Origin of the sequence: Achromobacter anxifer, assembly GCF_903652925.1 — a bacterium.
Taxonomy (GTDB): domain Bacteria; phylum Pseudomonadota; class Gammaproteobacteria; order Burkholderiales; family Burkholderiaceae_B; genus Achromobacter; species Achromobacter anxifer.
Map to the genome: position 1 here is coordinate 317,499 of NZ_CAHLAR010000003.1, position 19,347 is coordinate 336,845.

Here is a 19,347-nt window from a genome sequence, read left to right on the forward strand (position 1 = left end):
GACCTATGCTCCGCCAGCACCCTGGTCCGGCGTCCTGCTCCCGGTCCCTGATACACGCAGCAGGGCCAAGCGCTTGAAAGCCATCTGGAGGGCCATGGAGCCGGCGTAGAGGTCCAGGAGGAGGGAGCCGGGAGAATTGATGAGCGCGCATAAGAAAAACGCCCCTGAGGGGCGTTTTTCAGTTTGGCGAGGCCAAGTCAGGCGCGCAGTCGGGGATGGCGCTTGAACAGATAGCGGTACACGAAGCCGGGATAGGCCAGCACCAGGTACAGGCTCAGCGTGATCGCGTAGAACTCCCAGGTCTGGGAAAAGCGGTTGCCCAGCGTGGATTCGAAGGCGAAACCCAATGCGCCGACGATCACGTAGAACACCAACACTTCGATCAGGCGCATCCAGAACGGCTTGACCGCGGCCGCCCCGCCCTGCTTCCAGGGCATGACGGCGAACACCCGCTCCGTCAGGAACGGGAGATTCGCGCTGACCAGGGCCAGCGCGATCAGCAGCCATACCGCCAGAGTCTGGTTCATGGCCCCGTTTTCCGCTTACAGGCTGAGCGAGCTGCGGATGGCCTGCACGCACAGGGCCATCAGACCGCCAGGCAGGATGCCCAGGATCAGGATCAGCGCGCCGTTGACCGACAGCACACCGCGCTGGCCGCAAGTGGCGACCATCGGGGCGGCATCGGCGGCCGGCTCGTCGAAGTACACGACCTTGACCACGCGCAAGTAGTAGAACGCGCCGATCAGCGAGAACACCACCGCGATCACGGCCAGGGTCACGTGGCCGGCGCTGATCAGCGCCTGCAGCACGGCCAGCTTGGCGTAGAAGCCGACCAGCGGCGGAATGCCGGCCAGCGAGAACATCAGCAGCAGCACGATGGCGGCATGCCACGGGCTGCGGCGGTTCAGGCCCTTCAGGTCGTCGATGTGCTCGCACTCAAAACCTTGGCGCGACAGCAGCAGCACAATGCCGAAGCTGGCCAGCGTGGTCAGGACGTAGGTCAGCATGTAGAACAGCGAGGCGCCGTAGGCGGCCGACGACAGTTCCGGCTTGCCCGCGACCGAACCCGACATCAGGCCCAGCAGCACGAAGCCCATGTGCGAGATCGTCGAGTAGGCCAGCATGCGCTTGAAGTTGGTCTGCGCGATGGCGGTCAGGTTACCGATGGCCAGCGACAGCACCGCCAGGATCATCAGCATCGGCTGCCAATCGGCGGCCAGGCCGTGCAGGCCGTCGACCAGCAGGCGCAGCGTGATGGCAAAGGCAGCCAGCTTGGGCGCGCCGCCCAGGATCAGCGTCACGGCGGTGGGCGAACCTTGGTAGACGTCAGGCACCCACATGTGGAACGGCACGGCGCCCAGCTTGAAGGCCAGACCCGACACCAGGAACACGATGCCGAACACCAGGGCCAGCTTCTCGGCCTTGCCCGCGGCGATGACCTTCGATACTTCAGCCAGATCCAGGTGGCCGGTGGCGCCGTAGACCATGGACATGCCGTACAGCAGGAAGCCCGAGGCCAGCGCGCCCAGCACGAAGTACTTCATGGCGGCTTCGGTGGCGACGACGTTGTCGCGGCGCAGCGCGATCAGGGCGTACAGGGCCAGCGACATCAGTTCCAGGCCCAGGTAGATGGAGATCAGGTTCCCGGAGGAGATCATGACCATCTGGCCCAGCAGAGCGAACAGCGTCAGGACGTAGAGTTCACCGCCCCGCATCATGTCGCGCACTTGCGCATAGACGCGGCCGTAGACCAGGGTCGCGGCCACGGCGATGTAGGACGCGATCTTGAGCAGGTGCGACAGTTCGTCGGTGACGTACAGGCCGTTGAAGGTCGAGCCGGTGACGCCATTCTTCCATTGCAGGGCCGACACGACGGTCAGCACGCCCAATGCAAGCATGGTCAGCAGAAACGTCGGCTTGCGCTCGGGGTGATTGCTGACCGCGTCGACGAGCAGGATAGCCAGGCCGAAAACCAGCAGGAGGATTTCCGGTGTCGCCAGGGCGAAATCGATTTGGGATTGCATCATTGTCTTGTCTTACAGTTTCGAGACGGCAACGTGTTGCAGCAGGGCCTCCACCGAAACGTGCATCACGTCGGTAAAGGGCTTGGGATAGATCCCCATGTACAACACGGCGATCGCCATCACGCCAAGAATCACAAACTCGCGGCGGTTGATATCGGTCAGCTCGCGCACGTGGTCGTTGGCGACGTCGCCCAGGACCACGCGCTTGACCATCCACAGCGAATACGAAGCGCCCAGGATCAGGGCAGTCGCCGCCAGCAGGCCGATCCAGAAATTGTGCTCGACCGCGCCCATGATCACCATGAACTCGCCGACGAAACCGCTGGTGGCCGGCAGGCCGCTGTTGGCCATCGAGAACAGGATGAAGAAGGTGGCGAAACGCGGCATGACGTTGACCACGCCGCCGTAGTCGGCGATGCGGCGCGAGTGCATGCGGTCATAGAGCACGCCGATACACATGAACATGGCACCCGACACGAAGCCGTGCGAGATCATCTGCACGATGGCGCCTTCGACGCCGGCCGTGTTGAAGATGAAGAAACCCAGCGTCACGAAACCCATGTGGGCGACGGACGAATAGGCCACCAGCTTCTTCATGTCGTCCTGGACGATCGCGACCAGGCCGATGTAGATCACGGCGATCAGCGACAGCGTGATCATCATGCCGGCCAGGCTGTGCGAGGCGTCCGGAGCGATCGGCAGCGAGAAGCGCAGGAAACCGTAGGCGCCCAGCTTCAGCATGATCGCGGCCAGCACGATGGAGCCGCCGGTGGGCGCTTCGACGTGGGCGTCGGGCAACCACGTGTGGACCGGCCACATCGGCACCTTGACGGCGAAGGCCGCCAGCAGCGCCACGAAGATCAGGATCTGCGGGGTGTAGCCCAGCTTGGTCTGCTGCCAGGTCAGGATGTCGAACGAGCCGCCCGAGGCATTCCACAGGTACACGAAGGCGACCAGCGTCAACAGCGAGCCCATCAGCGTGTACAGGAAGAACTTGAACGCTGCGTAGACGCGGTTCGGGCCGCCCCAGACGCCGATGATGATGTACATCGGGATCAGCGTGGCTTCGAAGAACACGTAGAACAGCATGCCGTCCAGCGCGCAGAACACGCCCACCATCAGACCCGACAGGATCAGGAAGGCGGCCATGTACTGGGCCACGCGGCTGGTGATGACTTCCCAGCCGGCCAGCACCACGATGATGGTGATGAAGGCCGTCAGGAGCACGAACCACATCGAGATGCCGTCGATGCCCAGGTGGTAATTGACGTTGAAGGCCTCGATCCAGGAGGTCTTCTCCACGAACTGCATCTTGGCGGTGGTGGAGTCAAAACCGGTGTACAGCGGAATCGTGACGAGGAAACCGGCGATTGCGCCGACGAGCGACAGGCCGCGCGTCAGGCCGGGACGGTCGTCACGGCCCACCGCCAGCACCAGCAGGCCGAATACGATCGGGACAAAGATCGCAAGCGTGAGCCAGGGGAAAGTGTTGGATGCCATCTCGCTTGCCATCATTGGGGAATCAGCACAAAGAAAGTCACCAGCGCCATGATGCCGATGATCATCGCGAACGCGTAGTGATAGATGAAGCCGGACTGCAGGTGACGGCTGACCGCCGCCACCCAGCCCACCACACGGGCGCTGCCGTTGATCAGCAGGCCGTCGATGATGCCGCGGTCACCGGTCTGCCACAGGCCACGGCCCAGGCAGCGCAGGCCGCGGGCGATGATCTGCTCGTTGACCCAATCCACGTAGTACTTGTTCTCGAGCACCTTGTTGATGCCGGACAGGCTGGACTTGATCTTGGCCGGAACCTTGGGATTGATCAGATAGCAGTACCAGGCGGTAACGGCGCCAGCCACGACCAGCCAGAACGGAACCGTCTGGAAGGCGTGCAGGCCGAAGGCCACCCAGCCGTGCCACTCTTCGTGCAGCTCGTGCATCGCGGGATGCTGCGGCAGGACCTTGATCACGCCGTCGAAGAACTTGCCGAACAGCATCGGATCGACCACCAGGGCGCCAATGATGACCGACGGGATCGCCAGCAGCACCAGCGGCAGCGTGACCACCCAGGGCGACTCATGCGGCGTGCCATGATGGCCATGGCCGTCCGGCTCATGGTCGACGTCGGCGACGTGGTGATGGTCGTCATGGCCGTGGCCGTGACCGGTGGTATCGAAGCGCTCCTTGCCGTGGAAGACCAGGAAGTACACGCGGAACGAGTACAGCGAGGTCACGAACACGCCGATCAGGGTCGAGTAGTACGCGAAGCTCGCGCCCCAGACGTTCGCGGCGCCAGCGGCCTCGATGATGTGTTCCTTCGAGTAGAAACCCGAGAAGAACGGCGTGCCGACGAGCGCCAGCGTACCCAGCAGGAAGGTGATCCAGGTGATGGGCATGTACTTGCGCAGCCCGCCCATGTTGCGGATGTCCTGGTCATGGTGCATGCCGATGATGACGGAGCCCGCGCCCAGGAACAGCAGCGCCTTGAAGAACGCGTGAGTCATCAGGTGGAAGATCGCCACCGAGTAGGCCGACGCGCCGAGGGCGACAGTCATGTAGCCCAGCTGCGACAGCGTGGAGTACGCGACGACGCGCTTGATGTCGTTCTGGATGATGCCCAGGATGCCCAGGAACAGCGCGCCGATGGCGCCGATCACGATGATGAAGGACAGCGCGGTGTTCGACAGTTCGAACAGCGGCGAGAAGCGCGCGACCATGAAGATGCCGGCCGTCACCATGGTGGCGGCGTGGATCAGCGCGGAGATCGGGGTCGGGCCTTCCATCGAGTCGGGCAGCCAGGCGTGCAGCGGAACCTGGGCCGATTTGCCCATGGCGCCGATGAACAGGCAGATGCACGCGACCGTCAGCAGCATCCAGTCGGAACCGGGCAGCGTCAGGGTGGCCAGCTTGTCGGCCTGGGCGAAGACTTCGCCGTAGTGCATGGTGCCGGCGTAGGCGAACAGCAGGCCAATGCCCAGCACGAAGCCGAAGTCGCCGACGCGGTTGATCAGGAACGCCTTCATGTTGGCGAAGATCGCCGTGGGACGGGTGTACCAGAAGCCGATCAGCAGGTACGACACCAGGCCCACCGCTTCCCAGCCGAAGAACAGCTGCACCATGTTGTTCGACATCACCAGCATCAGCATGGAGAACGTGAACAGCGAGATGTACGAGAAGAAGCGCTGGTAGCCGGGATCATCCGCCATGTAGCCGATGGTGTAGATGTGCACCATCAGCGACACGGAGGTCACCACGACCATCATCATGGCCGACAGGGGATCGATCAGGAAGCCGATTTCCAGCTTGGTCTGACCGATCAGGCTCCAGGTGTAGACGGCGCCGTCGAAGCGCAGGCCGTTGAGCACGTCGTTCAGCACCACCACCGAACCGATGGTGGAGATGAGCACGCCCAGGATCGTGATCATGTGCGAAGCACGGCGGCCGATGGGACGGCCCAGGAACCCGGTGCCAAAAAGGCCCGCGAGAATTGCTCCGGCCAGCGGAGCCAGCGCGATGAGCAAGTAGAGATTGGGTGAGCTAGACATTTTCTTCCAATACCCCGTCAGCCCTTCAGGCGATCGAGTTCGTCAACGTTGATCGTGTTCAGGTTGCGGAACAGCAGCACCAGGATGGCCAGGCCGATCGCCGCTTCGGCGGCGGCCACGGTCAGGATGAAGAACACGAACACCTGGCCGGCGGTGTCGCCGAACCAGCTGGAGAACGCCACGAAGTTCATGTTGACGGCCAGGAGCACCAGCTCGATGGACATCAGGAGAATGATCAGGTTGCGGCGGTTCAGGAAGATGCCGAAGATCCCGATGGCGAACAGGATCGCCCCGAGGATCAGATAGTGGGCCAGCGTCAGCGTCATTTTTGTTCTCCTTGGGGCGCGGCGGCGGACGGGGTGCCGTTGTGCGCCTGGGCGCGCTCGCTCTGGGCGGGCATGCTCACCAGACGGAAACGGTCCTTCGCACGCACGCGGACGGCGGCCACCGGGTCGTTGTACTTCACGTCGCGACGGCGGCGCAGGGTCAGCGCGATGGCGGCAACCATGCCCACCAGCAGCAGCGCGGCGCCCACTTCAATGGCGTAGATGTACTGCGTGTACATGGCCTCGCCCAGCGCGCGGGCGTTGTTGTAGTCGCCGGCGACCGGGGCTTGCGGGCCCGAACCGTACCAGGTCGAACCCAGCACGAAGGCCATTTCCAGCACCATCACCAGGCCGATGACCAGGCCCAGGGGCAGATAGGTCTTCATGCCCTGGCGCAGGGCATCCATGCGGATGTCCAGCATCATCACGACGAAGAGGAAAAGCACCATCACGGCGCCCACGTACACCAGCACCAGCAGCAGCGCGAGGAACTCGGCGCCCAGCAGCATCCACAGCATGGCCGCGTTGGAGAACGCCAGGATCAGGTGCAGGACGGCGGTGACCGGGCTGCGCGCGGTGATCACGCGGAACGCCGCGATCACCAGCACGGCGGCCAGTATGTAAAACAGGACAGTGGTAAAAGTCATGGATCAGGTCCTGGGCTCAACGATAGGGAGCGTCTTCGGCCCGGCGGCGGGCGATTTCGGCTTCGTAGCGGTCGCCCACGGCGAGCAGCATGTCTTTGGTGAAATACAGGTCGCCGCGCTTTTCGCCGTGGTACTCGTGGATATGCGTTTCCACGATGGAGTCCACGGGGCAGCTTTCCTCACAGAAGCCGCAGAAAATGCACTTGGTCAGGTCGATGTCGTAGCGCGTGGTGCGGCGGGTGCCGTCGTCGCGCTGGTCCGACTCGATCGTGATCGCCAGCGCGGGACACACGGCTTCGCACAGCTTGCACGCGATGCAGCGCTCTTCCCCGTTGGGGTAGCGGCGCAACGCGTGCAGGCCACGGAAACGCGCCGACGCGGGCGTCTTTTCCTGGGGGTAGCGCAAGGTGACCTTGCGCTTGAAGAAATACTTGCCCGTCAGGCGCATGCCCTTGAGCAACTCGGTCAGCATCAGGCTGCCGAAGAAATCCTTGATCGCTTCCATATCCTGCCTCTGCCTGGCGGCTTAGCGCCAAATGTTCCAGGGCGTCTGCATCCAGATCGCCACCACGACCAGCCACACGCCGGTCAGCGGGATGAAGATTTTCCAACCCAAACGCATGATCTGGTCATAGCGGTAACGCGGGAACGACGCGCGGAACCACACGAACAACGAGACCACGAAGAACGTCTTGAGACCCAGCCAGATCCAACCCGGAATCCAGGTCAGCGGCGCGATGTCGATCGGGGAAGCCCAGCCGCCCAGGAACATGATCGAGGCCATGCAGGACAGCAGGATCATGTTGGCGTATTCGCCCAGGAAGAACAGCGCGAACGCCATGCCCGAGTATTCGACCATGTGGCCGGCCACGATTTCCGATTCGCCTTCAACCACGTCGAACGGGTGGCGGTTGGTTTCAGCCACGGCCGAAATCACGTAGATCACGAACAGCGGCAGCAGCGGCAGCCAGTTCCAGGACAGGAACGTCAGGCCCTTTTCTGCAAACCAGCCGCGGTTCTGCACGTGCACGATCTCGGACATGTTCAGGCTGCCGGACACCAGCAGCACCGTCACCAGCACGAAGCCGATGGCCAGTTCGTACGACAGCATCTGCGCCGAGGCGCGCAGCGCGCCCAGGAACGCGTACTTGGAGTTGGACGCCCAGCCCGCCACGATCACGCCGTACACGCCGATGGACGTGATGGCCATGATGTACAGCAGGCCGGCGTTGACGTTGGCCAGGACCACGTCGGGACCGAAAGGCACCACCGCCCAGGCGGCCAGGGCCGGCATCAGCGTGACCACCGGGGCCACGATGAACAGGACCTTGTTGGCCTGCGACGGAACCACCACTTCCTTGGTCAGCAGCTTGAACACGTCGGCAAACGGCTGCAGCAGCCCCTTGAAACCGACGCGGTTCGGACCCATGCGCACGTGCATGGCGCCGATCATCTTGCGTTCCCAGTACGTCAGGTAAGCCACGCACAGGATGATGGGCACGGCGATGATCACAATCTTGATGAGGGTCCAGAGGACCATCCAGACCGTCGGGCCCAGCAGTGCCGTACCCTGGCTCTCAAGAACATTAAGCCATTCCATCAGGCACGCTCCACGCTGATTTGACCGAATGCGCCACCCAGGGCTGCGGTGTTTTCAAAGGCTGCCGAGATGCGCACGGCGCGGTCGGCCACGGCATCGTCCTGCACGGTTTCGAGCTCGACGGAGCCCTGCCCGCCCGTCACGCGCACCTTGACGCCGGCCGTCAGGCCCAGGCTGGTGAGCGTGCGGCCGTTCATGGCGGCAGCCGGCTTCTTCGAGGCCGGAGCCGCTTGCAGCGGTTCCGAACGGCGGACCATGGCGTCGGTGCGGTAGATCGGCACGTCGGCGACGCGCTCCAGGCCGCTGGCGACCTGGCCCAGGCCCAGCGGAGCCTTGATCTCGTTGGACAGGCGGCCTTCGACGCCACCAGCCAGCACGGCGTCGCGCACGGACTCGGAGGTCTCGTCGTCGAAGCCGGCCAGGTGCAGGACGTTGCCCAACACGCGCAGAACCTTCCAGCCCGGACGGGTCTGGCCAAACGGCGAGACCGTGCCCTTGAAGCTCTGGGCCAGGCCTTGCGCGTTGACGTAGGTGCCCGAGGTTTCCGTGAACGGCGACACCGGCAACATGACGTCGGCCCATTCAGCGGCAGCCGAACGGTAAGGCGTCAGGGCCACGGCGAACTGCGCGCCGCGCAGCGCGGCGATGGCCTGCTGGCCGTTGTCGGCATCCAGCAGCGGTTCGGCGTGCAGGACCACGTAGGCCTTCAGCGGCTCGGCCAGCATGGCGGTGGCGTTCTTGCCGCCCTTGCCCGGAACGGCGCCGGCGAGGTAACCGCCGACGGTGTTGCCGCCGGAGGTCAGGAAACCGAACTTGCCGCCAGCCAGTTCAGCCACGGCGCGGCCGTTGGCGGCCAGGGTCGAGGCCTGGGCGCTGGCCACGGCCAGGTTGCCCATCAGCACGGCGGTGTTGGCGCCGGAAGTCAGGCTGGCGGCGATGAGCTTGGCGTTTTCGCCCGGGGTGACCGAGGCGAATTCGGCCGGCACGGCCTGTTCCTTGGCTTGAGCCAGGGCCACGGCCACTTCGGCCAGTGCGCGCGCCAGCTCGGACGGGGCCACCGTGATACGGGCAGCCACGGGCATCAGCGGATCGTCGGCGGCGCTGTCGATCATCAGGATCTGCGTGCCGCGCTTGGCAGCCTGGCGCAGGCGCTGCGCCATCAAGGGGTGATCCTTGCGCAGGAACGAACCCACCACCAGGACGCGGTCCAGGTTGTCGAGTTCGGCGATGGGCATGCCCAGCCACGGCGCGCCGGTCAGGGCGGCGTCGAAGGCCGGATCGGTCTGGCGCAGACGGAAATCGATGTTCTCGGAACCCAGCGCGCGGACCAGGCGGCCCAGCAGCGCGTATTCCTCGGTGGTGGCGTATTCGGACGCCAAGGCGCCGATCTGGCCGGCGCCGAAGCTGTCACGCACGCGCGACAGGCCCTGGGCGACGGCTGCAAGCGCATCGCTCCAGGAGGCTTCCTGCCACTTGCCGTCGGTGCCCTTGATCATCGGAGCCGACAGGCGGTCTTCGCTGTTCAGGCCTTCGTACGAGAAGCGGTCGCGGTCGCTGATCCAGCATTCGTTGACGGCTTCGTCCTCGAACGGCACCACGCGCATGACGCGGTCGCCCTTGACCTGGATCACCAGGTTGGCGCCCAGGCTGTCGTGCGGGCTGACCGAACGGCGGCGAGCCAGTTCCCAGGTGCGTGCGCTGTAGCGGAAAGGCTTGGAGGTCAGCGCGCCCACCGGACAGATGTCGATCATGTTGCCCGACAGTTCAGACTCGATCGAACGGCCCACGAAGGTCGTGATCTCGGAGTGCTCACCGCGGCCCAGCATGCCCAGTTCCATGACGCCGGCGATTTCCTGGCCGAAACGCACGCAACGGGTGCAGTGGATGCAGCGGCTCATTTCCTCGGCGGAAACCAGCGGACCCAGGTCCTTGTGGAAGACCACGCGCTTTTCTTCCTGGTAACGCGAGGAAGAGCCGCCGTAGCCCACCGCCAGGTCCTGCAGCTGGCATTCGCCGCCCTGATCGCAGATCGGGCAGTCGAGCGGGTGATTGATGAGCAAGAATTCCATCACCGACTTCTGAGCGGCGCGAGCCTTCTCGGAGCAGGTGTGGACGACCATGCCGTTGGTCACGGGCGTGGCGCAGGCGGGCAGCGCCTTGGGCGCTTTTTCCACTTCAACCAGGCACATGCGGCAGTTGGCCGCGATGGACAGTTTCTTGTGGTAGCAGAAATGCGGCACGTAAAGCCCGACTTTCTGGGCGGCATGCATGACCATGCTGCCTTCGGGCACTTCGACCTTGTTGCCGTCGACGGTTAGTTCAACCATTGCTGTTCCTGAGACCTACAGATATTGCGGGACCACACAAGACTTGTGCTCGATGTGGTGCGCGAATTCGTCGCGAAAATGCTTGAGGAAGCCACGGACGGGCATGGCGGCGGCGTCACCCAGGGCGCAGATGGTGCGACCCATGATGTTGCCCGCCACGTTGTCCAGCAAGTCCAGATCTTCCGGACGGCCGTGACCGTTTTCGATGCGATGCACCATGCGGTAGAGCCAGCCGGTGCCTTCGCGGCACGGCGTGCACTGGCCGCAGCTTTCCTCGAAATAGAAATACGACAGGCGCAAGAGCGACTTCACCATGCAGCGCGTTTCGTCCATGACGATCACGGCACCCGAGCCCAGCATCGAGCCGGCCTTGGCGATGGAGTCATAGTCCATCGTGCATTCCATGATGATGTCGGCCGGCAGCACCGGAGCGCTCGAACCACCGGGGATCACGGCCTTGAGCTTCTTGCCGCCGCGCATGCCGCCCGCCAGTTCCAGCAGCTTCGAGAACGGGGTTCCCAGCGGGATCTCGTAGTTGCCGGGACGCTCGACGTCGCCGGTGATCGAGAACAGCTTGGTGCCGCCGTTGTTCGGCTTGCCGACTTCGAGGTAGGCCTGGCCGCCGTTGCGGATGATCCAGGGCACCGCCGCGAACGTCTCGGTGTTGTTGATGGTGGTGGGCTTGCCGTACAGGCCGAAGCTGGCCGGGAACGGCGGCTTGAAGCGCGGCTGGCCCTTCTTGCCTTCTAGCGATTCCAGCAGCGCGGTTTCCTCGCCGCAGATGTAGGCGCCATAGCCGTGGAACGCGTGCAGCTGGAAGCTGAAATCCGAACCCAGCAGCTTGTCGCCCAGGAAGCCCGCCGCGCGCGCCTCTTCCAGGGCTTCCTCGAAGCGCTCGTAGACTTCGAAGATTTCGCCGTGGATGTAGTTGTAGCCGACGCTGATGCCCATGGCGTAGGCCGCGATCGCCATGCCTTCAATCACGATGTGCGGATTGAAGCGCAGGATGTCGCGGTCCTTGAACGTGCCGGGTTCGCCTTCGTCTGAGTTGCAGACGAGGTACTTCTGGCCGGGGAAGGCGCGCGGCATGAAGCTCCACTTCAGGCCGGTCGGGAAGCCCGCGCCGCCGCGGCCGCGCAGGCCGGAGGCCTTGACCTCGGCGATCACGTCTTCCGGCTTCATGCCGGTGGTCAGGATCTTCTTCAGGGCTTCGTAGCCGCCGCGCTTGACGTAGTCGGCCAGGCGCCAGTTGGCGCCGTCGACGTCAGCCAGGATCTGCGGCTGGAGGTGCCGGCCGTGCAGGCACATCGAATTGGACAGGTCGTTCAGGGGGTTGGGATCCAGCCCCTGGGCGAACTGCTTGTACAGGTCGGGCGCGTTCATGCCGACTCTCCTTGCGCCTTGAGGGCCGCGACCAGCGCGTCCAGCTTTTCTTCGGTCATGCGCACGCACATATGCTTGTTGTTCACGATCAGCACGGGCGAATCGCCGCAAGCGCCCATGCACTCGCCCTCAACCAGCGTGAACTGGCCGTCGGGAGTGGTGCCGCGGTAGTCGACACCCAGCTTGCGCTTGAGGTAATCGCCGGCACGCTCGCCGTCGCGCAAGGCACAGGGCAAATTGGTGCAGACGGCGATCTTGTTCTTGCCGACGGGCTTGACGTCGAACATGTTGTAGAAGGTGGCGACTTCCTGGACCGCGATGGGCGGAACGCCAATGTAGTTGGCCACATCTTCGATGATTTCGGTAGCCAACCAGCCCTTCTCTTCTTGCGCGATGGCAAGCGAGGCCATGATGGCGGACTGCCGCTGGTCGCCCGGGAACTTCGCGAGTTCTCGGTCGATTTTCTGGTAGGCCTGTTCGGAAAGCAGCATAGTTTGAATCCGGGTTATGCGGGCGTGCTCGTGACTGTCTGGGCGGATCAGCGATCGATCTCGCCGAAAACGATGTCCTGCGTGCCAATGATGGTGACGGCGTCGGCGATCATGTGACCGCGCGACATTTCATCCAGCGATTGCAGGTGGACGAAGCCGGGGGCCCGAATCTTCAGGCGGTAAGGCTTGTTGGCGCCGTCGGACACCGCGTAGATGCCGAATTCGCCCTTGGGGTGTTCCACCGAGGCGTACGCTTCACCGGGAGGCACGTGGAAACCTTCAGTGAAGAGCTTGAAGTGATGGATCAGCTCTTCCATGTTGGTCTTCATGGCGGTGCGCTTGGGCGGGGCGATCTTGTGGTTCTCGATCATGACCGGGCCCGGGTTGTTGCGCAGCCATTCCACGCACTGGCGAATGATGCGGTTGCTCTCACGCATTTCGGCGATACGGACCAGATAGCGGTCGTAGCAGTCGCCGTTGACACCCACGGGGATGTCGAAATCGAGCAGGTCGTAGACTTCGTAGGGCTGCATCTTGCGCAGGTCCCAGGCCACGCCGGAACCGCGCAACATCGGGCCGGTGAAGCCCAGCGCCTTGGCGCGCTCCGGATCGACCACGCCGATGCCCACCAGACGCTGTTTCCAGATCCGGTTGTCGGTCAGCAGGGTTTCGTACTCGTCGACGCAACCCGGGAAGCGGTTGGTGAAGTCTTCGATGAAATCCAGCAGCGAGCCCGAACGCGCGTCGTTCATGACGCGCATTTCCTTGTCGCCGCGGTACTTGCTGGTGTCGCCGTATTGCGGCATCGAATCCGGCAGGTCGCGGTAGACGCCGCCCGGACGGTAGTAGGCCGCATGCATGCGCGCGCCCGAGACCGCTTCGTAGCAGTCCATCAGGTCTTCGCGTTCACGGAAGGCGTACAGGAACACCGCCATGGCACCCACGTCCAGCGCGTGCGAACCCAGCGACATCAGGTGGTTCAGCAGACGGGTGATCTCGTCGAACATCACGCGGATGTATTGCGCGCGCAGCGGGGCTTCGACGCCCAGCAGCTTTTCGATGGCCATGACGTAGGCGTGCTCGTTGCACATCATGGACACGTAGTCCAGGCGGTCCATGTAGGGCAGCGCCTGGATGTAGGTCTTGTGCTCGGCCAGCTTTTCGGTGGCGCGATGCAGCAGGCCGATGTGCGGATCGGCGCGCTGGATGACTTCGCCGTCGAGCTCGAGCACCAGGCGCAGCACGCCATGCGCGGCCGGGTGCTGAGGGCCGAAGTTGAGCGTGTAGTTCTTGATTTCTGCCATGATTTAACGCCCCAAGCCGTAGGAGTCTTCGCGGACCACGCGCGGGGTGATCTCGCGCGGATCGATCGTGACCGGCTGGTAAATGACGCGCCGTTGTTCCGGGTCGTAGCGCATTTCGACGGTACCGGACAGCGGGAAGTCCTTGCGGAAGGGATGGCCGATGAAGCCATAGTCGGTGAGGATACGGCGCAGGTCCGGGTGGCCTTCGAAGACGATGCCGTACAGGTCGAAGGCTTCGCGCTCGAACCAGCCCACGGCCGGCCAGCATTCCATCAGCGAAGCGACCATCGGGAACTCGTCGTCCTCGGCCCAGGTGCGCACGCGCAAGCGCCAGTTGTTCTCGATCGAGAGCAGATGCACGACCACGGCGAAACGCGCGCGGTGGATCTTGGCGCTGGTTTCCTCGGGCAGCTCGCGCGTGCCGTTGCCCCAGGTCAGGTAGTCGACGCCGCAGAGGTCGATACAGGTTTCAAAGCGCAGGCCGGCTTCGGTGCGCAGCTTGTTGCAGACGGAGAACCACTGCTGCGCGGGCACTTCGAGCGTCAGCTCGCCCAACGCCTCGGTCAGCGCGATATCCGCGCCGAGGGTGGTCTGCAAATTGTTTTTCAGGGTTTCGAGCCTGGTCATCATCTTGTACGCTTAGGTGAACCGATACGCTGGTTTCGCTGGGCCGGCTGCAGAGGCTGCTGCCTGGCGGGGCGAAGGATCAGCGCGCAATCGTGTTGGTCAGACGGATCTTGTTCTGCATCTGCAGCAAGCCGTAGACCAGCGCCTCGGCCGTGGGCGGGCAGCCCGGCACGTAGACGTCTACCGGTACGATGCGATCGCAGCCACGGACCACCGAATACGAGTAGTGGTAGTAACCGCCGCCGTTGGCACAGGAGCCCATGGAGACCACCCAGCGCGGCTCGGGCATCTGGTCATAGACCTTGCGCAGCGCCGGCGCCATCTTGTTGCACAGCGTGCCGGCCACGATCATCAGATCGGACTGACGGGGGCTGGGCCGGAAGATGATCCCGAATTGGTCCAGGTCATAGCGGGCCGCGCCCGCGTGCATCATCTCAACCGCGCAACAGGCCAGACCGAAGGTCATGGGCCACATGGAGCCGGTCTTCGCCCAGTTAAGGAACTTGTCCGCGCTGGTTGTGATGAACCCTTGCTTGAGAATGCCGTCTATAGCCATATTCGTCTCTGATAGCGTGCTGTGGAAAAAACCCGGCGGGTTATTCCCAATCCAGCGCGCCCTTTTTCCATTCGTAGATGAAGCCGACCGTCAGCACGGCCAGGAAAACCATGACCGTCCAGAAACCGACGAGACCGACCGTGCCCTGGGCGATGGCCCACGGGAACAGAAACGCGATTTCCAGGTCGAAAAGAATGAACAGAATCGCCACCAGGTAGTAGCGCACGTCAAACTTCATGCGGGCGTCTTCGAAGGCCTCGAAACCGCATTCGTACGGCGAGAGCTTCTCGGCGTAGGGACGCCGCGGACCAAGGAGGGAGCCGGCCGTTAGAAGCGCGAACCCGATAAGGGTGGCCACTACGATAAACAGCAGGACGGGAAAATACTGTTGCAGGTTCATTCAGGCGTCCGTCAAATGCGCAAACCTTAGGATTGTAGCATTCGCGCGGTTACTTCTGGCTGAACTCTGTAGCTTGAACAGCAGGCGAAAGACAGCATTCCTCAAATGGAACAATGGCTGTTTTCGGCACCGGAGCGCAAGCATACCGCAAGCCGCCAACAAGCGCTTCCGAACTCGAAAAATACAGATAGAACAAGCAAAAAAAACCACCCCGCAGGGTGGTTTTATACGAACGGGCCGAAGCCCGTTCGTGCACCTTAAATCCAGGCAGAGCTTGCGCCCTGCTTTGGATTAGAAGCGGTGACGGATGCCGACGCCGACAGCGGTCGACTTCAGGCCGTCCACGAAGGCGTAGTTCTTGGCATACGAACCGTACGTGTACAGGTTGGTACGCTTCGACAGGTCGTAGGTGTAGCCCAGCGAGAACACGTTGGTGGTCTTGTCGCCGCCAGTCAGCTTGTCGTTGCTGGGGTCGACCATTTGCCACGAACCGAACAGCTTGCTTGCGCCGCCGATCGGAGCCGACAGACCAACCATGTACGAGTTGGCCTTGAAGCCATCAGCGAACGTGTTGTTGCCGAAGTTGGCCGAGCCAACAGCCAGGTCAACGCCTTGGCCAGCGAACCAGCCGTCGGTCGTGCGAGCGTAGGCCAGAGCCAGCTTCACGACTTCGAAGTCGTACGAACCGCCGATGGCGTACATACGCGGGGTGGCTTCGGTAGCAGCGTAGGGCAGCTTGTTCGAAGCGTTCAGCTGGTCGTACGACAGAGCGACGTTCAGCGGGCCGTTGACGTAGCGCAGGCCGGTCGTGATGGCGCGGGTGTTGTCGGCGGTGCGGAAGCCGGTTTGAGCGGCGTTGGTGTCGTTCGCGTTGAACGAGTAGCCGATGCCGAACTGGAAGCCGCTGAACGACGGGGTCTGATACATGACCATGTTGTCGTAGCGTTGCGTGTTGGCAGCGCTCATCGAAACGCCGATGTTAGCTTGACCGAAGCCAGCGCCGAACGGGTCGATCGAGCCGAAGTACTTCGACGCGATGTTGGTTTGGCGACCGAAGTCCAGTTGACCCCAGCTGTCGCTGGCCAGACCGATGGTGGCTTGACGACCGAACAGGCGGCCGCCTTGAGCGGAGGTGCCGTTACCGGAGTTGAAGCCCGATTCCAGTTGGAAAACAGCGCGCAGGCCGTCACCCAGGTCTTCCGAACCACGCAGACCCCAGCGCGAACCGTTCTGGACGCCGTTGATCATGCCGAAACGGCTGCCGTTGACGGCATCGGGACCACCGCTGATCTTGTTGTAGCCGATACCCGTATCGATGATGCCGTACAGGGTGACAGACGTTTCTGCCTGGGCGACACCGGCAAAACCGGCGAGCAGGGCGGCAGCGAGCAGAGTCTTTTTCATTTAAGAAATCTCCGTTGATTTGAGTGACAAGAGCAGCAATCCAGCAAACCAGCCTGCCGCCCCCCTAACTCCGCGAAGGGAAGTTGACGCTATTGCATCAAAAATCAGGGGGGCTGGCTATGGTCGACGTCAGAAAAGTGCTGGTTTACGACAGCCTTGTTGGGATATTGCAACAACTAGCCGACCCCTGGCCGATCGCGCTAGGGCTTACCCTTAGTTTTCAGGCTGAGCACCTATCCATGCGACTTTCAGCCCTGCCCCTAATTATTCGGACGATCTGGATACCATCTCCGTCGGCGGATAACGCACCGTTTCGGACGCGGCTCGAGTCCGGCCTGGCCCTGAAACGCCTCCTCCCCCGCCGTTCCGCAGCGTAAGAATCCTTACAGCCGGAATGAGGCAATCGACCACGTCTTGATAACATTGTTATTAATAAAAATCACCGATATGATCGAGCCAAAGATCCCTGCCTCCAAGCACATGCCTACGCCCTCCTCCCGCGCCGACCGCTCCGAACGCCTGAACGCCCTGCGCCGCCAGCTGGTCCTGGACGCCGCCCAGCGCGTGTTCGAACGCGACGGCCTGGAGAAGACCACGATCCGCGCGATCGCCAAGGAGGCCGGCTGCACCACGGGCGCCATCTATCCCTGGTTTGCCGGCAAGGAGACCATTTATGGCGCGTTGCTGGAGGAATCGCTGGAGCGCCTGCACTCGCACCTGGCCGAGGCGGCCTCCTCCGGCGCCGCTTCAGCGGCCGCGCGCAATGCGATCCACGCCTTCTTCGGCTACTACGCGGAACGGCGCACCGACTTTTCCCTGGGGATGTATCTGTTCCAGGGATTGGGGCCGCGCGGGCTGGGCCGCGAAATGGATGAGCGCCTGAATGCCCGCCTGCGCAAGTGCATCGACCTGCTGGGCCTGGCGCTGGCCAGGACCAAGTCTTGGGATGCCGCCGTGGTCGCGGTCGAGCAGATGAATCTCTTCACCTATTTGATGGGGCTGTTGCTGCTGCTGCATACCCGCCGCCTGAAATCCCTGGGCCAGCAGGCAGATGCGCTGCTGGACAACTACTGCCTCGCCCTGGAGCAACGATGACCGCCACCGACCTGGACACCTCGGCCGACGCCCCGCTGATCAGCCTGGCCGATTTCCATATCCTGCTGGCCGACCAGCACCCCTTCTCGCTGCTGCTCGGCATAGACGTGCTGCGCATCGGCCGCGGCACGGCGCGCGCGGTGCTGCCCGCGCGCGATGCCCACCAGCGGCTGGGCGGCATCGTCGCCGGCCCGATGTTGATGGGCCTGGCAGACCTGACGATGTATGCCGCCGTGGTGGGCGCCACCGGCCAGGCGCACGCGGTCACGGCGAGCCTGACGATCAATTTCCTGCGCAAGAGCCCCGCCGGCGCGATCTACGCCGACGCCCGGCTGTTGAAAGTGGGCCGCCTGTCCGCTGGCGAAGTCATCCTGACCGGCGAAGGCTCGGACGAGCCCCTGGCCCACATCGTGAGCACCTGGTCGGTGCCCAAGCCATGAGCATGCGCGTCAGCATCGTCGGCATGGGCAGGACCGGCACCCGGGCCGCGCAGCGCCTCCTGGCTGCCGAGCCGGACATCGCGTTGACCCTCTACGACATCGAACCCGGGCGCTGCGAGGACTTCCGCGGCAGCGCCACGCTGGCCACCTCGGCCCGCGAGGCCCTGGAAGAATCGGACACCATCGTGCTGGCGCTGCCGCGCGAGCGCGAGATCGACCGCACCTTGGAACGCTTCAGCGACGGGCACGTCACCGCTCCCGTCGCGGGCAAGCTGATCGTGGATCTGGAGCCGCCATGCGAGGAACGCGCGCGCAGCCTGGACCAGGCGATCGTCGCGGCGGGCGGACGCTACACCTGCGCCCCCTGGCGGGCGTCGCACGAAGCCGGCGACGCCGAGGCGCGCCTACTGAACGCGCTGGCGCCCGCCGCCTGAGACCCGCAAGCGTTCCGCGCCCGCCACGCAGAGCGCCAGCCAGGCCAGGCTGATCGCGAACCCCGCCAGCACGTCGCTGGCGAAATGCACCTGCAGCAGGATGCGGCTGAGGCCGATTGCCATGATGAGCGCCGCCAGGACCGCGAGGCCGGGCTGGCGCCAGGCAGGCGGCGCCAGCCGCCACAGCAGATAGCAGGCCATGCCGTAGACCGCCATCGCCGCCGAGGCGTGGCCGCTGGGAAAGCTCCAGCCGGCCACGCTGGCATAGCCATGCTCATGCTCCGGCCGCACCCGTTCGAAGGCGTGCTTGAGCAGCCAGTTGAGCGCGCCGCCCACGCCCGTGGCGACGGCGCAGACGATAGCCAGTACCCACTGCGCGCGGCACAACAGGAACAGCGTCATCAGCACGCTTACCCCAGCCAGGAAATTCCGGTCGCCCAGATAGGTGAACCAGGACAGCAGCCACAGCAACGAGGTCGACAATGACATGCTCAGGGAATCCGCCAGCGCGCGATCGAACCTGACCACGGCGCCCTGCCGTTCGATCGCGAACGCCAGGACGAGGAACAAGGCGAGCGCGGCGGTGGCGCCGGAGGCGAACAGGGCGGCGCGCCCGCTCGCGCCCAGGCGCGGCCAGCAGCGCCCGAAGGCCAGCGCCGCCGCGCCTGCCAGCAGCGGCAAGCCTATGAACAATTGCAAGGCATGGACCGCGGCCCACGCCGCATAAGCGTCCATCATGTA

20 protein-coding genes are annotated in these 19,347 nt (G+C 63.8%); 3 read left to right on the plus strand and 17 right to left on the minus strand.

The window, feature by feature from the left end; all coding sequences use genetic code 11:
- Nucleotides 1–197 precede the first annotated feature (197 nt).
- The 16 genes from HWY37_RS10715 to HWY37_RS10790 all read right to left on the minus strand — a co-directional run bounded on the left by HWY37_RS10715 (nucleotide 198) and on the right by HWY37_RS10790 (nucleotide 16,637).
- Entirely contained in the window at nucleotides 198–527 is a 330-nt protein-coding gene (locus tag HWY37_RS10715) for a DUF2818 family protein (RefSeq protein ID WP_175207971.1), read from the minus strand.
- Between the two features lie 15 nt (nucleotides 528–542).
- Nucleotides 543–2,027, minus strand: a complete 1,485-nt coding sequence (gene nuoN, locus HWY37_RS10720) for an NADH-quinone oxidoreductase subunit NuoN (protein WP_175207970.1) — start codon at nucleotides 2,025–2,027, stop codon at nucleotides 543–545.
- A gap of 9 nt (nucleotides 2,028–2,036) precedes the next feature.
- Nucleotides 2,037–3,539 carry an NADH-quinone oxidoreductase subunit M gene (locus tag HWY37_RS10725; RefSeq protein ID WP_175207969.1) on the minus strand — a complete coding sequence of 501 codons (1,503 nt, stop codon included), beginning with the start codon at nucleotides 3,537–3,539 and terminating at the stop codon, nucleotides 2,037–2,039.
- On the minus strand, nucleotides 3,536–5,572 hold the full coding sequence (nuoL, locus tag HWY37_RS10730) for an NADH-quinone oxidoreductase subunit L (protein WP_176088604.1): 2,037 nt from the start codon (nucleotides 5,570–5,572) through the stop codon (nucleotides 3,536–3,538). Before nuoL ends, HWY37_RS10725 begins: the two co-directional genes overlap by 4 nt.
- A 17-nt stretch (nucleotides 5,573–5,589) precedes the next feature.
- The gene (gene nuoK, locus HWY37_RS10735; protein ID WP_006217969.1) at nucleotides 5,590–5,898 is read right to left on the minus strand and encodes an NADH-quinone oxidoreductase subunit NuoK; all 309 of its coding nucleotides are present in this window, start codon (nucleotides 5,896–5,898) and stop codon (nucleotides 5,590–5,592) included.
- Nucleotides 5,895–6,545, minus strand: coding sequence for an NADH-quinone oxidoreductase subunit J (locus tag HWY37_RS10740; RefSeq protein WP_175207967.1), 651 nt, complete (start codon nucleotides 6,543–6,545; stop codon nucleotides 5,895–5,897). Before HWY37_RS10740 ends, nuoK begins: the two co-directional genes overlap by 4 nt.
- Nucleotides 6,546–6,561: 16 nt before the next feature.
- The gene (gene nuoI / locus HWY37_RS10745) at nucleotides 6,562–7,050 is read right to left on the minus strand and encodes an NADH-quinone oxidoreductase subunit NuoI (RefSeq protein ID WP_063642043.1); all 489 of its coding nucleotides are present in this window, start codon (nucleotides 7,048–7,050) and stop codon (nucleotides 6,562–6,564) included.
- 21 nt (nucleotides 7,051–7,071) lie between these two features.
- Complete coding sequence (nuoH, locus tag HWY37_RS10750; RefSeq protein ID WP_062679542.1) at nucleotides 7,072–8,145, minus strand: NADH-quinone oxidoreductase subunit NuoH; 1,074 nt, start codon at nucleotides 8,143–8,145, stop codon at nucleotides 7,072–7,074.
- Nucleotides 8,145–10,472, minus strand: a complete 2,328-nt coding sequence (gene nuoG / locus HWY37_RS10755; protein WP_176088605.1) for an NADH-quinone oxidoreductase subunit NuoG — start codon at nucleotides 10,470–10,472, stop codon at nucleotides 8,145–8,147. Before nuoG ends, nuoH begins: the two co-directional genes overlap by 1 nt.
- A gap of 15 nt (nucleotides 10,473–10,487) precedes the next feature.
- The gene (gene nuoF / locus HWY37_RS10760; RefSeq protein ID WP_175207965.1) at nucleotides 10,488–11,855 is read right to left on the minus strand and encodes an NADH-quinone oxidoreductase subunit NuoF; all 1,368 of its coding nucleotides are present in this window, start codon (nucleotides 11,853–11,855) and stop codon (nucleotides 10,488–10,490) included.
- Nucleotides 11,852–12,346 carry an NADH-quinone oxidoreductase subunit NuoE gene (nuoE, locus tag HWY37_RS10765; RefSeq protein ID WP_059374951.1) on the minus strand — a complete coding sequence of 165 codons (495 nt, stop codon included), beginning with the start codon at nucleotides 12,344–12,346 and terminating at the stop codon, nucleotides 11,852–11,854. Before nuoE ends, nuoF begins: the two co-directional genes overlap by 4 nt.
- A gap of 47 nt (nucleotides 12,347–12,393) precedes the next feature.
- Nucleotides 12,394–13,650: an NADH-quinone oxidoreductase subunit D gene (locus tag HWY37_RS10770; protein ID WP_175207964.1), complete on the minus strand. Its 1,257-nt coding sequence runs from the start codon at nucleotides 13,648–13,650 to the stop codon at nucleotides 12,394–12,396.
- Between the two features lie 3 nt (nucleotides 13,651–13,653).
- Nucleotides 13,654–14,280: an NADH-quinone oxidoreductase subunit C gene (locus HWY37_RS10775; RefSeq protein WP_175207963.1), complete on the minus strand. Its 627-nt coding sequence runs from the start codon at nucleotides 14,278–14,280 to the stop codon at nucleotides 13,654–13,656.
- 76 nt (nucleotides 14,281–14,356) lie between these two features.
- Nucleotides 14,357–14,833: a NuoB/complex I 20 kDa subunit family protein gene (locus HWY37_RS10780; protein ID WP_006217960.1), complete on the minus strand. Its 477-nt coding sequence runs from the start codon at nucleotides 14,831–14,833 to the stop codon at nucleotides 14,357–14,359.
- Nucleotides 14,834–14,873: 40 nt separating this feature from the next.
- Complete coding sequence (locus HWY37_RS10785; protein WP_006217959.1) at nucleotides 14,874–15,233, minus strand: NADH-quinone oxidoreductase subunit A; 360 nt, start codon at nucleotides 15,231–15,233, stop codon at nucleotides 14,874–14,876.
- Between the two features lie 291 nt (nucleotides 15,234–15,524).
- Entirely contained in the window at nucleotides 15,525–16,637 is a 1,113-nt protein-coding gene (locus HWY37_RS10790; protein ID WP_175207962.1) for a porin, read from the minus strand.
- Between the two features lie 480 nt (nucleotides 16,638–17,117).
- Here HWY37_RS10790 and HWY37_RS10795 point away from each other — a divergent pair, with 480 nt between their 5' ends.
- From HWY37_RS10795 to HWY37_RS10805, 3 genes are read left to right on the plus strand one after another with little or no spacing between them, the layout of a single operon-like run.
- The gene (locus HWY37_RS10795; protein ID WP_176088606.1) at nucleotides 17,118–17,732 is read left to right on the plus strand and encodes a TetR/AcrR family transcriptional regulator; all 615 of its coding nucleotides are present in this window, start codon (nucleotides 17,118–17,120) and stop codon (nucleotides 17,730–17,732) included.
- Complete coding sequence (locus HWY37_RS10800; protein ID WP_175207960.1) at nucleotides 17,729–18,172, plus strand: PaaI family thioesterase; 444 nt, start codon at nucleotides 17,729–17,731, stop codon at nucleotides 18,170–18,172. Before HWY37_RS10795 ends, HWY37_RS10800 begins: the two co-directional genes overlap by 4 nt.
- Complete coding sequence (locus tag HWY37_RS10805; protein ID WP_175207959.1) at nucleotides 18,169–18,606, plus strand: NAD(P)-binding domain-containing protein; 438 nt, start codon at nucleotides 18,169–18,171, stop codon at nucleotides 18,604–18,606. Before HWY37_RS10800 ends, HWY37_RS10805 begins: the two co-directional genes overlap by 4 nt.
- Here HWY37_RS10805 and HWY37_RS10810 read toward each other — a convergent pair.
- Nucleotides 18,577–19,344 (minus strand): phosphatase PAP2 family protein, encoded by a 768-nt coding sequence (locus HWY37_RS10810; protein WP_175207958.1) that lies wholly within the window; start codon nucleotides 19,342–19,344, stop codon nucleotides 18,577–18,579. The genes HWY37_RS10805 and HWY37_RS10810 overlap by 30 nt on opposite strands.
- Between the last annotated feature and the right edge of the window lie 3 nt (nucleotides 19,345–19,347).